General features: G+C 63.5%; 11 protein-coding genes and 1 pseudogene. 1 reads left to right on the forward strand and 11 read right to left on the reverse strand.

Translation table 11 applies throughout. The features are described 5' to 3' along the window. A pseudogene (locus H7C19_RS34245) lies at positions 1–234 on the forward strand (hypothetical protein); the annotation flags it as partial. 527 nt (positions 235–761) lie between these two features. Here H7C19_RS34245 and H7C19_RS10140 read toward each other — a convergent pair. The 11 genes from H7C19_RS10140 to H7C19_RS10190 all read right to left on the reverse strand — a co-directional run bounded on the left by H7C19_RS10140 (position 762) and on the right by H7C19_RS10190 (position 11,126). Continuing rightward, positions 762–2,321 carry a 2-isopropylmalate synthase gene (locus tag H7C19_RS10140; RefSeq protein ID WP_185142538.1) on the reverse strand — a complete coding sequence of 520 codons (1,560 nt, stop codon included), beginning with the start codon at positions 2,319–2,321 and terminating at the stop codon, positions 762–764. A gap of 884 nt (positions 2,322–3,205) precedes the next feature. Next, positions 3,206–4,237, reverse strand: a complete 1,032-nt coding sequence (tsaD, locus tag H7C19_RS10145) for a tRNA (adenosine(37)-N6)-threonylcarbamoyltransferase complex transferase subunit TsaD (RefSeq protein ID WP_185142539.1) — start codon at positions 4,235–4,237, stop codon at positions 3,206–3,208. Beyond that, positions 4,227–4,748, reverse strand: coding sequence for a ribosomal protein S18-alanine N-acetyltransferase (rimI, locus tag H7C19_RS10150; RefSeq protein WP_185142540.1), 522 nt, complete (start codon positions 4,746–4,748; stop codon positions 4,227–4,229). Before rimI ends, tsaD begins: the two co-directional genes overlap by 11 nt. Then, the gene (gene tsaB, locus H7C19_RS10155) at positions 4,745–5,530 is read right to left on the reverse strand and encodes a tRNA (adenosine(37)-N6)-threonylcarbamoyltransferase complex dimerization subunit type 1 TsaB (protein WP_185142541.1); all 786 of its coding nucleotides are present in this window, start codon (positions 5,528–5,530) and stop codon (positions 4,745–4,747) included. The genes rimI and tsaB overlap by 4 nt, the downstream gene beginning before the upstream one ends. Continuing rightward, positions 5,527–6,036: a tRNA (adenosine(37)-N6)-threonylcarbamoyltransferase complex ATPase subunit type 1 TsaE gene (tsaE, locus tag H7C19_RS10160; protein ID WP_185142542.1), complete on the reverse strand. Its 510-nt coding sequence runs from the start codon at positions 6,034–6,036 to the stop codon at positions 5,527–5,529. The genes tsaB and tsaE overlap by 4 nt, the downstream gene beginning before the upstream one ends. Before the next feature lie 144 nt (positions 6,037–6,180). After that, the gene (locus tag H7C19_RS10165) at positions 6,181–7,164 is read right to left on the reverse strand and encodes an effector binding domain-containing protein (RefSeq protein ID WP_185142543.1); all 984 of its coding nucleotides are present in this window, start codon (positions 7,162–7,164) and stop codon (positions 6,181–6,183) included. Beyond that, positions 7,161–7,661, reverse strand: coding sequence for a GyrI-like domain-containing protein (locus H7C19_RS10170; protein WP_185142544.1), 501 nt, complete (start codon positions 7,659–7,661; stop codon positions 7,161–7,163). Before H7C19_RS10170 ends, H7C19_RS10165 begins: the two co-directional genes overlap by 4 nt. Before the next feature lie 10 nt (positions 7,662–7,671). Further along, positions 7,672–8,451 carry a VOC family protein gene (locus H7C19_RS10175; protein WP_185142545.1) on the reverse strand — a complete coding sequence of 260 codons (780 nt, stop codon included), beginning with the start codon at positions 8,449–8,451 and terminating at the stop codon, positions 7,672–7,674. A 3-nt stretch (positions 8,452–8,454) separates the two neighbouring features. Next, on the reverse strand, positions 8,455–9,723 hold the full coding sequence (locus H7C19_RS10180) for a VOC family protein (RefSeq protein WP_185142546.1): 1,269 nt from the start codon (positions 9,721–9,723) through the stop codon (positions 8,455–8,457). A 220-nt stretch (positions 9,724–9,943) separates the two neighbouring features. Next, entirely contained in the window at positions 9,944–10,741 is a 798-nt protein-coding gene (locus H7C19_RS10185) for a VOC family protein (RefSeq protein WP_185142547.1), read from the reverse strand. A gap of 1 nt (position 10,742) precedes the next feature. After that, positions 10,743–11,126, reverse strand: coding sequence for a VOC family protein (locus tag H7C19_RS10190; protein WP_185142548.1), 384 nt, complete (start codon positions 11,124–11,126; stop codon positions 10,743–10,745). Positions 11,127–11,505: the final 379 nt, after the last annotated feature.

Raw genomic sequence — 11,505 nt, forward strand, 5'->3', positions numbered from 1 at the left:
AACTTATTGATCGATATGAAGATCATACTACGGAAAAAGTTGTACATTTACAACTGTTCGGTCGGCGTTGGAGGTCTGGAGGTCTGGGGATTGGGAGATCTGGAGGTCTGGAGGTCTGGAGGTCTGGAGGTCTGGAGGTCTGGAGGTCCGGAGGTCTGGAGGTCTGGAGGTCCGGAGGTCTGGAGGTCCGGAGGTCCGGAGGTCCGGAGGTCCGGAGGTCCGACAAATCTATGATGACGGAACAATAGGTGCTTAGAATGTCAGAATGTCCGCTAACCACCAAATAAGAATCCGATAGGCCATGTGGATATTATCGTTGCAGCTCGTAAAGGCCGGATTCGCCGCTGTGCGATCCTTTTAGCCTGTTCGCAATTTTCATTATAGCCTGTGACCTGGGATCGTATCGAATCCGGCGCTCGGACGCGCTTCGGTTCGGCCGGAATCGGGTGAAGGGTTAACGTTTATGTTCGTTTCGCCTTATGCACAGCGTTGTCCACAGCAGGGAGCGAATGGAAATAAGGGGAATGCCTTCGGCGCGCCGTCTTTTTTCTTGCTCTGCCGCGCTTGGAAGATCAGCTGAAGGAGAGCGGGACAACGGCATTTCGCATTGTCCCCGTTTTCCACACTGTCCACAGCATTCGAGTGAAAAATCCGTCCCCTTTTTCAACGGAACGGTGCGCTTACTCTCCCAACGACTCGACGGCTTTATCCCCACTATACACAAGGGATGTGGATAACTTTGTCCACATCCCTTTCATTGTCTATTGGTTCGCGGCTTCCGCGCTTCCGGCGATGCGCGTGCGATCGGCCATCGCGGCGCTGTTGCTCGCCGCTACGTAGGCTCTGGCGGCCGCCAGGATGATATCCCGATGAATGGCCGTACCCCGGTAGCGCTGACCGCCATGCACCACCGTCACGACGGCTTCCCCGAACGCGTCTTCGCCCGTAGACAACGAGTGCAGCTCCAAATCCTCGAAGACCGCTTCGACCGGAATCGCGTCGCGGATGCAGCCGATGACCGCCTCCAGCGGACCTTCCCCGGCTCCCGTATACGTCCGTTCTGCTCCATCCTCCGTCGTGCGGATCGTCACCGACGCGATCCGGGACCGGTTCGAACCGGCCAGCACCTGCAGATCGACCAAGGCATAAGGCTCGACGGCGATCTGCGTCGATTCGCCGACCAGCTGCAGCAGCACGTCGTCGGTCACGATCTTCGTCTCGTCGGCTTTCTCCTTGAAGCGCGCGTAGACGTCGTCGAGCTCTTGGTCCTGCAGCTTGACGCCGTATTCGGAGACCCGGTGCTTGATCGCGTGTCGGCCGGAATGCTTGCCGAGGATGATCATGCTGCGCGGGATGCCCATCGCTTCGGGATCCATGATCTCGTAGGTGTTGCGGTTCTTGAGCAGCCCGTCCTGGTGGATGCCCGATTCGTGCTGGAAGGCGTTGCGGCCCACGATCGGCTTGTTGAAAGAGATCGGGAAGTGCATCGCCCGGCTGACCATGCGGGACGTCTCGAAGATCTCGGAGGAGCGGATCCCGGTCTCCACGCCCAGCGACGCTCCCCGCGTCTCGATCGCCATGACCAGCTCCTCGAGCGCGCAGTTGCCGGCCCGCTCGCCCACGCCGTTCACGCTCACTTCGACTTGCGTGACGCCGTGCCGGATCGCCGCCAGGCTATTGGCCACGGCCAACCCCAGGTCATTGTGGCAGTGCGTGCTGTAGATCACGCGGTCGCCTCCGCGGACGTTGCGCCGGACGTCGGAGAACAGCGGGCCGAACTCCTCCGGCAGCGCGTAGCCGAGCGTATCCGGAATGTTGATGATCGTCGCGCCCTCGTCGATCGCCGCTTCGATGATCTGGTATAGGAAGTCCCGGTCGGCGCGGGAAGCGTCCATCGGGGAGAATTCGATCTGCTCAACCGATTGCTTGCCGTAGCCGATCATATTCCGCACGTCCTGGATCACCTGCTCCCGCGTCTTGCGCAGCTGGAAGTCCAGATGGATCTGTGAAGCGGAGATGAACAGGTGCAGACGGCGGCGCGCGGCGTCCTGCGTGGCGGCGACCGCCGCGTCGATGTCGGCCCGGACGCAGCGGGCGAAGCCGCAGATCTCGGTCTCCTGCAGCTCGCGGGAGATCTGCTGGATCGCCTGGAATTCGCCGGGGCTCGAGATCGCGAAGCCCGGCTCGATGACGTCTACGCCGAGCTTCGCCAATTGGCGGGCGAGGACGATCTTCTGTTCCGGCTTCAGCGAAGCGCCGGGCGCCTGCTCGCCGTCGCGCAGCGTCGTATCGAAGATTTGAATGCGTCGTTGGGTAGTCATAGGGATTCAGCCTCCAGATGGGTTATTGTCGAAATCTTCCGAATGTTCAGTCTCCAAGAAATTAGGGGTGCGGCCCTGCCTCTTGGCACGGTGCCGCCCCGGGTGTCGCGGGCGTCGGGTGTCGGAGACGACAAAAAGCCCGTCGTCTCCCTGTGTAAGAGACGACGGGCTTGGATTCGAGCCGCCGCGGTACCACTCTTGTTGGAGCTGCCGTCGTTCGGACGACGGACGCGCTCCCGCTTCGTGCGCGGGCGGCAGGCCTTCCGAACGGCCTGCTGCCCGCGAGCGCCCTGTATCGGGGGCCAGCCGTACGGCGCGTACGCAGGCGATATCGCGTGATCGCTCACGCCCGCCCTTCCGCGCATCCGCTCCCAGGCGAGTTCGGAGGCCCTTCGGCTGCGTCGCACCTTCCCGCAGCTCTCTGATCCCGGGGCCATTCCTACTGCTCCTGTTCATCGCGTTCATTCGATATGGATGTATGGGAGGCAAGCCGATAAATGCACAAAGCCCGCCGTCTCCTAAGAGACGGCGGGCTGATCGGCCTACCGCGGTACCACTCTCGTTGACGATCTTCGCCCGGTACGCCGGGAAAGAAGGTCCACCTCGCGCGGCAGCCGTCCATTCGGTCGCTGCCGCACCCGATCACGGGGGTTAGCCGTAGCTGGGTACTGGACGCCTGATTCCCATGCGTCGTTCCGCAGATCCGCTTCCAGGCGAGTTCGGGGTTCCCATCCGCTGCGTCGCACCGACCCGCAGCTCTCTGATGCCGGTATGTCCCTACTGATCCTGATCATCGCGTTTCAAGTTGTTCGATTGGTATTCATTATATTCTCCGGTATCGCATCTGTCAATTCATTGCGCCAACGTTTTTGCGAAAGACGGCATTAGTCCTGAACCGACCATTCCTCGAGCGACAGCTGCGGCCATGCGACCATGTCCAGCGGCGTGAACGCGCGCCGGCGCCACTTCAGGTCGGCCGCGGCCGCGATCATCGCGGCATTGTCGCTGCAGAGCGACGGCGGCGGGATGAGCAGCGGCAGCCCCGCATCGGCGCAGAGCGCCGTCAGCCGTTCCCGCAGGCCAAGGTTCGCCGCCACGCCGCCGCACAGCAGCATCTGCCGGACGCCGAACGCTTGGGCCGCGCGCATCGCCTTGGTCGTCACGACGTCGATGACCGACGCCTGGAAGCCTTTCGCCAGCGCGCCTTGCGCCAACTCCTCGCCCTTCATCTTCGCGCGGTTGATCTCGGCGAGCACCGCGGACTTGAGCCCGCTGAAGCTGAAGTCGTACGAATCCGGCTCGAGCCAGGCGCGCGGCAGCTCCACTTCCTCCTCCGACGCCTGCGCGAGCTTGTCGACGTACGGTCCGCCCGGATAAGGGAAGGAGAGGGCGCGCGCCACCTTGTCGTACGCTTCGCCGACCGCGTCGTCGCGCGTCCGTCCGACGATGCGGAAGACGCCTTCGCGCTCGAGCAGCACGAGCTCGGTATGGCCGCCGGATACGACCAGCGCGAGGGCGGGATAGACGATCTCGCCGATCAGCCGGTTCGCGTAGATATGGCCCGCGATATGGTGGGTGCCGATGAGCGGCACATCCAGCGCCATCGCGAGCGTCTTGGCCGCCACGACGCCGACGAGCAAGGCCCCGATGAGACCGGGGCCTTGGGTGACCGCCACCGCGTCGATGTCGCCTCGTCCGACGCCCGCCTTGGCGAACGCTTCTTCCAGAATGAGCGTGATGCTCTCCACATGCTTGCGGGAAGCGATCTCCGGCACGACGCCGCCGAAGCGGCGATGCGTCTCGATCTGGCTGGAGACGACGTTCGCGAGCACCTCGCGCCCGCCGCGCACGATCGCCACGGACGTCTCGTCGCAGCTCGTCTCGATCGCCAGCATCAGGTAGTCTTTATCGGTCATACGGTTCTCCTTCCGAAGTGCCGGTCGCCGCCGGGTCCGCCCAGACGTCCGGAACCAAGTCCGCCCACATGATGAGGGCGTCCTCCTGGTTGTCCGAGTAGTAGCCGGGACGGAGGCCCGACGGGCTGAAGCCCAGCTTGCGATACAGCCGCTGGGCGCGTTCGTTGGTGACGCGGACTTCGAGCGTCATGCGGCGGGCGCCCAGCCAATGGGCCGTCTTCATCATCTCGCGGAGCAGGCGCTCGCCGAGCCCTTGGCCGCGGTACGCTTCGCGAACGGCGATATTGGTGACGTGCGCCTCGTCCACGATCAGCCACATGCCTCCGTATCCGAGCACCGCGCCGTCTCGTTCCATGACCATGTATTTGGCGAACAGATTCTGCATCAGTTCGTTGTGGAAAACCTCGGCCGTCCACGGGGCGGTGAAGGATTCCTGCTCGATCGCGACGATCGTACCGATATCGTCCAGCGTCATCGCCCGGAACACGGTGGCGTTCGTTGGTCTCGTCATCTCGTTCTCTCCGCCTCGCTCGCCTGCAGCTTCGCTTCCGCTTCGGTCTGCTGGGTGTAGTTGGGCGCGAAGGCATGGACGTCGTCCGTCATCCCGCGCCGCAGCCGGTCCGCGGCGAGCGGTCCGATCGCGCCGCCGTCCATCGCGAAGGGCACCGTCTTCGCATGCTCCAGCTTCGCGAGCTCGGCTTCGAACGGAGTCGTCTCGCCGACGAACCATAGCGACGCGCCGGCTTCCGCCGCCCGCGCCGACAAGACCTCCGACCATTCGCCGATCAGTCGGATCCCGTCCTCGTCCGCACGCGCCCATGCGCCGGCCGCCAAGACGTCGCCGGCCCCGGCAGCGACAGCGCGGAAGCGCGCCCCGTAGACCTGTCCTCTCCGCGCATCCATGATCGGCACGATCCACGCGGGTCTCCCTAGCGGATCGGCCTCCTGCCGGAGCCGCTGCCAGGCGCCCAGCGCCAGCGCTTCCAGGCTGGAGACGCCGACGAGAGGCTTGTCCCACGTCCAAGCGAGCGTCTTTGCCGCCGATACCGCGATGCGGACGCCGGTGTAGGAGCCGGGCCCGCGCCCGACCGCGATCGCGTCGATCTCTTCCTTCCCTGTGCCGTTGCGGCGCAGCATCTCCCGGATCTCCGGCACGATGCGCACGGAGTGGTTCCGCTCCGTGAACGACTGCGTCGCATCTACGACATGTCCGTCCCGATAAAGCGAGACGGCCAACGTCCCGGTAGACGTATCAAAAGCGAGCAGCGTCGGTTCCCGGTTGCTCTCGTTCATGTCTCGGACTCCTCCTCCCCGATCGGTCGCATGCCCAGTTCGCGGCACCAAGCTTCATAGCGCGCGCCGATCGGCCTGCCTGTCAACCGCCGCGAATCGGGGCCGGTCAGCGCGATGCCGATGTGGAGCCGTTCGGGCGGCAGCAGCGGTTCGATCAGCGACGCCCACTCGACCAGCGACACCCCCGCGCCTTCAAAATACTCTTCCAGCCCGAGCTCGTCCGCTTCCGCCGTCGAGAGTCGGTATACGTCCATATGATAGAAAGGCAGACGCCCGCCTTCGTATTCCTTGATGATCGTAAACGTCGGGCTGTTCACCAGTCCCGGCACTTCAAGTCCCCGGGCGAACGCCTGGGCGAATCTCGTCTTCCCTGCGCCCAGATCGCCGTCGAGCGCCAAGACGGTCCCCGGCTGCGACAGCGCCGCCAACCGTTCGGCGAAGCGAACCGTGTCCGCTTCCGAGCGCGCCTCCCAGACGTACGTGAGGCTGATCTGCGAATCGTTCATCGTGCCCTAATTCCTCTCGTGAACGCGGTTCCCCGCATGTTGTCCTTATTATATCGGGGCGGGCGCGAACATGCAAAAGCGAAAACCCGCCTCAAGAGGCGGGTTCGCCGTTCGTCTGGCGCGGGATTCGGACGATTTCCGGCGTTATTTCCCGTCGCGCCGGTAACGTTCGAGAAGCTCCGTCAGCAGAATCCCGTCGATGCGGAGACCGTCGATCCGGCAATCGCGGATCTCGACGTCCGACAAGTCGCAGCGGTCGAAAATCGCCGTCCCGAGATCGCTGTCGCGGAACGTGACCGGCTCGACGTTGACCCAGTCGTCCGTCCCCGGCTCCTCCTCCAGCATGCTCTGCGCCGCAGCGGGGCGGCGAATGTGCTCGAACACCGTGCCGCCCAGCTGCGTCTCATTCACGTGCGCATTGGCGAAGTAGATATGCTCCCATCGCGAGCCTACGAAGTTCACGTGCCGCAGCGACGCGTCGCGCAGATCGATGCCATGGAGATTGGCCCCCTGAAAGCTGACCATGCGAACGTTCGTCTCGCGCAAGTCTTGGAGAATGTGATTGCCCTTGGCGTCGTAGACCGTCTTCTCCGTCAATTGGGCCGCCTGCTTGCGTTCGCGGATGGGGAAATAAAATTCGAAGACGCTATCCGGTGAGTGCGTCCCTTGGAACCGGGCATCGAAGCGTTCGAATTCGTAGTCGTCCACGGCTTCGTAAGCTGGATTCGCTGGCAACCATTCCCGGTGGAAAAAGTCCCAGATCTGCATCATGCCGTTCTGCGCGCCGCGATAAGTGACGGCGGCGTACGCGCCTGCCGGAACGGTCCTGCGAATCCAGCCGTCAGGCTCGTCTGCATCGCCCCGCGCTTCGATCGAAGCCAGGTAGAGAAAGTCCTGTCCGGGTCCGAAGGGCGGCTCGTATCGATAAAGGCCGTACGTCACCGGAAAAGCGCCGTCCGGTCCGATCCGCTCGCGGATACGGCGCATCTGCGCTTCCCACAACGCCGGGATTGCCTGCTCGGGCACGACGCGCGGACGTTCGATCTCGATCTCCCCGCCGACGAATGTCAGCTGCGGCAACTGGCGGACCTCAGCGGCGACGATGCCGGGATAAGCCGTCGAGATCATGCGCGTTCCCCCCGACGGCCCGCGATCGGCGCGTAGATGTCGTAGTCGAAGAAAGCAATCTCGTCCGCCGGAATGTCGAACGGATTCACCGGATGGAGACGATTCTCCTCGAAGCCGAGGGAGCCCTCCGAGACGTCCCGCTCATATTCGCCTCGGTCGAACCATTCGAACAGGGAGCCGTAGGTTTCATCCATACGCTGCCGATTGCCGACGACCGTCACCTTGGCATACTTGCGCGCGGGAATCGAGATCGTCTCGAAGCCGCCCGGCAACCCTTCCAGCGACCGCACCTCCACGCCCACCCACAGCGTCGTCACTTCCGTCTCCCACTGCCACTCCGGGATGAAGACGAGACCGTATTCGCGGTTCGCGAGCGCCGGATGGTCGGCCATGGCCGCATGAACGATCTTCCAGGCCCGCCTGACCTCGCTCCCGTCGCGGGGGATCTTCAGCACCACGGCTTGCAAGGCGGGTCTCTCTACAATCGTAATCTCCATTTGTCTCCTCCTAGGATTCGAGATGATCTTGGCTGACCGTGATGAGATTGCCGTCCGCGTCGCGGATGTTGAAGAAAGAAACCGACGGAAGCCGCGCAATGCCATAGACGACCTCAAAGCCGAGCCGTACCGCTTCGTCCTTGGCCTTGTCGATGTCGACGGCGCTCACCTTGAACAGCGGACCGCCGCGCTCGGGGATCGGCACCTCCGCCATGCCGTTCGAATCGAGCATCAGGTGCGTGCCGTTGTCCAAGCGGAACAGATGAAGGTGGCCGTACCGGTCCTGCTCCCGCACCTCGATCCCCAACAGCTGGCTGTAGCGCGCCACGGCCGCATCCAGGTCCCGCACCCATACGATGACCGAGTCGATGTGCGGATCGTAGCTGCTATGCGTCCTTCCGCCGTCGATGCCGCCGAACGCCAGATGATACCCGTCCGGATCGGCGACGATGAACTCTTTCCAGGGACCGCCGTCCGCGAAGACGGCGGGCTCGCGCGCGATCGTCGCGCCCTTGGCCCGGAATTCGGCATAGAGCGCATCCAGCGCCGCCCAGTCCGTCACATAGGCGTAGACGTCGACGCCGACGTCGTCTCCGGGCTGAGGCGGGTTCGGCCGAACGCCGAACCCGGCAGGCGCTTGATGGAGCTTCAACGCGAGGCCTTGGAGGCCGTCCCGCTCCGCCCACCAGTCGGTGACGTCGAAGCCGAGCACCTCCCGGTAATATTGCTTGGACCGCGCCAGGTCCGAGACCGTGAATACCGTTAGCGAGCTTCCGATCTGCTTGCCCATCGATTAAGCCTCCCCTTGACAGATCATGATTAGGTTCCCGTCCGGATCGCGGACGGAGAAGAAGGCGACGTCGCCGTGTTCCTCGATCTCGCCGAACGCCTCGTAACCCAACGTCCGGACAAAGTCGTAACTGGCGCGGATGTCTCGGGTATCGAACATCAACAGGATGCGGAACGTCTCTCCCCTTCGCGCCCGGTTGTCGTCCAGCAGCAGGGAAGCGCCTCTTCGCATCGGCACCGAATAGATCGACTGCTCCGCCTCCTGCGGCTTGAACGGCAGCCCGAACAGCTCCGAATGCCAGCGGGCGGCGCTCTCCATCTTCCTCACGTCGACGAATACGCCTCCGATGCGTCCCAGCACCGGGCTCTCCGTCTCGGCCAGCGCCGGGTCCTCCTCGGCATGCTCGCTCCGGCAAGCCATCAATGCGTTGCCTTCGGGATCGCGGAAGTTGAAGTAAGCCATCCCTTCGAAGCGATGCGGGCCGCCGCCGATGATCTCCGCCCGCTCCCGAATGTAGGCATAGGCGTCGTCGATATCGGAGACCGGCAGCATGAATCGCGGCTTCATGTCCTCCCGCCACGCCGGATCGCGCCGGTTGCCCGAATTGTCGTCCAGCAGCAAGCCCGTGCCTGGCAGATCGAACCAGTAGACGGGACCGCCGTTCAATCGCTCCTCGCGGATCGGCAGCCCCAGCAGCCGGCTGTACCATTCCGCGGAGCGCCGCAGATCCGTCACGTGCACGATCGCGCTGCCGATCCGGTTCTCGATCGGGGCTTCGCGCTTGCGCTTCACGGGGAACCACAGTTCCATGATCGACGCAGCGTCTTCGTTGCCGCGGTACCGCTCGTCGTACAACTCCACCTCCGCGCCGCAGGTCGCCTCGTAATCCGCCGAACTCGGCAGCCACTCCTCCCAGTAGTAGCGGAACGTCTCCCCCAACTCGTCGATCGTCCCCTGACGGGTGACGACGCAATAGAGCGCGCCGGCCACCGTCTCCGCGGTCATGCCTTCGGGCACGTCCTCGATCGCGCGAACTCCTGCCCCGGCCAGATAGTCGAACGTATCCCCGGGCTTGAATCCCGGCGGGAACAGGCATAGGCCATAACACTTGCCGTCGCATCCCTTGATCTCGCCCGCGCGCGGATTGAATCGGATCCATAGCTTGGAGAGCTCGTTCTCGGATGGCAGAATTACGTTCGAGGGCTGGAATGGAACCTTTAGACCGACGGCGTGGAACGTGTCCTTCCATACGACTTCCGTTTTGGCGATCATGCGCGAACCTCCTTGGGGATTGGTTTAACGTCAGCGGCTTTGTAAATTCTTTCGTTGTAGATCCATTCGGTCGCCGCCCGCTCCTCTTGCTCCAACTCTTCTCTTGCGCGCAAGCAGCGCTGGTTCCTCGTCGCGGCCTCGGGCCCTTGCCCATTCTGCACGGCGATTCGGTGCCCTGTATGCGCGATGTACGGCTGCCGCGGCCGCACCGGCCATCTCGCTATCCCGCGGTCACCAGCGCCGGCGACTGTTCCGTCACGCGGATGACGACGCCTTCCGGCGATCGCACGTGGAACCGCAGAAGACCGCCGGGCTCGGCTTCGCGCCGTTCGGCGGCGACGCCCCGCTCGCGCAGCGTCCGGTATGCGCTACCTAGATCCGGCGTCCGCAGCGAATAGTAGGGCGATTCGCCCGCCGTTCGCAGCGCGCCCCGGTGAACGTCCGGATCCATGACGATCATCGTGGCGATCGTCTCTCCGTCCCCCACCTTCAGATCCGCGCCCTGCCCCCAGTGGTGGTGCAGCGTGAAGCCCAGCGTCTCCACGTACCAGCGGATCGACGCGTCCAGATCGCGCACCGGGATGAAGACGGCCAGCACCCGGTGGAACATCGGCGGCAGCGCTCCGTCATGCCGCGTGTGATACAGGGATTCGGCCTTCTCGTGGCAGATGCCGATCGCGTTGCCGTCCGGGTCGAACATCTCGCAGACGTTCATATACGGCACGTTCATCGCTTCGGTAGTCCGGACGCCGCGCGCGTGCAGCCAGTCGGCGTGCAGGTCCTCCCAATGCGTGTAGAAGTTGTAGCAGGGCACGTGTCCCCCCTCGTGCAGGAAGCCGAGCGGCGCATGCGGCGCCGTCTCGATCAGCGTGAGCAGCGCCTCCCCGTCCCCGATGCGCAGGTCCGTCTCCCGGCCGCGACGCTCCGCCACCTGGAATTCGAACTCCCCGGCATACCAAGCTTCGGCGGCCGCCGCGCTGCGGACGGGCAGGAACACCCGGTCGATGCGGTCGAACATGCTACTCCGCCGCCTCCTCGTTCATCTGCAGGGCGCCCCACAGATTGCCGTCCGGATCGTAGAACTTCAGCACCCAGCCGAACTCTTCGTTCTGATAGCATTGAATGCTCGTCCCCTGCTCGGTCAACGTCCGGTGCAGCTCGTGAATCCGATCCGTCCGGTAGAGCAGGACGGGGAAGTCCACGCCGTTCACCGTGAAATGCGCGCGCCCCTCGTCGGCCGTCTCCCACAGCATCAGCATCGGCCCTTCCGGCAGCGTGAGGAACGCGATTCCCTGCCCCTCGCCTCCGCCGTTCTGCCGGAAGCCCAGACGCTCCCGATACCAGCCGATCGCCCGATCCAGGTTCCGGACCGGAATCTGCATATGCTCCAATCGCTGCAACATGACCAGTTCACTCCTAAGCGCAAAATGAAAGATTCGCTAACCTAACGATGAAGAAGGGGGAATCCATACAGTCCTTCGCCAAAAAACACGCATGACCTTACCAGGTCACAGGCTATTATGAAAATTGCGACAGGCTAAAAGGATCGCACAGCGGCGAATCCGGCCTTTACGAGCTGCAACGATAAAATCGACATGGCCTATCGGATTCTTATTTGGCGGTAAGCGGACATTCTGACATTCTAAGCACCTATTGTTCCGTCATCATAGATTTGTCAGACCTCCGGACCTCCAGACCTCCAGTCCCCCAGACCGCCAGACCGCCAGACCTCCGGATCCCCAGATCTCCGGATCCCCAGATCTCCGGACCTCCAACGCCGAC

The organism is Cohnella nanjingensis, from assembly GCF_014212125.1.
GTDB lineage: Bacteria > Bacillota > Bacilli > Paenibacillales > Paenibacillaceae > Cohnella > Cohnella nanjingensis.

Coding starts and splice junctions, on each gene's coding strand:
- tsaB (WP_185142541.1), bottom strand. CDS start 5,530: ATGAACGAGAGCAACCGGGAACCGACGCTGCTCGCTTTTGATACGTCT.
- H7C19_RS10165 (WP_185142543.1), bottom strand. CDS start 7,164: ATGATCTCGACGGCTTATCCCGGCATCGTCGCCGCTGAGGTCCGCCAG.
- rimI (WP_185142540.1), bottom strand. CDS start 4,748: ATGACGAGACCAACGAACGCCACCGTGTTCCGGGCGATGACGCTGGAC.
- tsaE (WP_185142542.1), bottom strand. CDS start 6,036: ATGAACGATTCGCAGATCAGCCTCACGTACGTCTGGGAGGCGCGCTCG.
- H7C19_RS10175 (WP_185142545.1), bottom strand. CDS start 8,451: ATGGGCAAGCAGATCGGAAGCTCGCTAACGGTATTCACGGTCTCGGAC.
- H7C19_RS10190 (WP_185142548.1), bottom strand. CDS start 11,126: ATGTTGCAGCGATTGGAGCATATGCAGATTCCGGTCCGGAACCTGGAT.
- H7C19_RS10170 (WP_185142544.1), bottom strand. CDS start 7,661: ATGGAGATTACGATTGTAGAGAGACCCGCCTTGCAAGCCGTGGTGCTG.
- tsaD (WP_185142539.1), bottom strand. CDS start 4,237: ATGACCGATAAAGACTACCTGATGCTGGCGATCGAGACGAGCTGCGAC.
- H7C19_RS10140 (WP_185142538.1), bottom strand. CDS start 2,321: ATGACTACCCAACGACGCATTCAAATCTTCGATACGACGCTGCGCGAC.
- H7C19_RS10180 (WP_185142546.1), bottom strand. CDS start 9,723: ATGATCGCCAAAACGGAAGTCGTATGGAAGGACACGTTCCACGCCGTC.
- H7C19_RS10185 (WP_185142547.1), bottom strand. CDS start 10,741: ATGTTCGACCGCATCGACCGGGTGTTCCTGCCCGTCCGCAGCGCGGCG.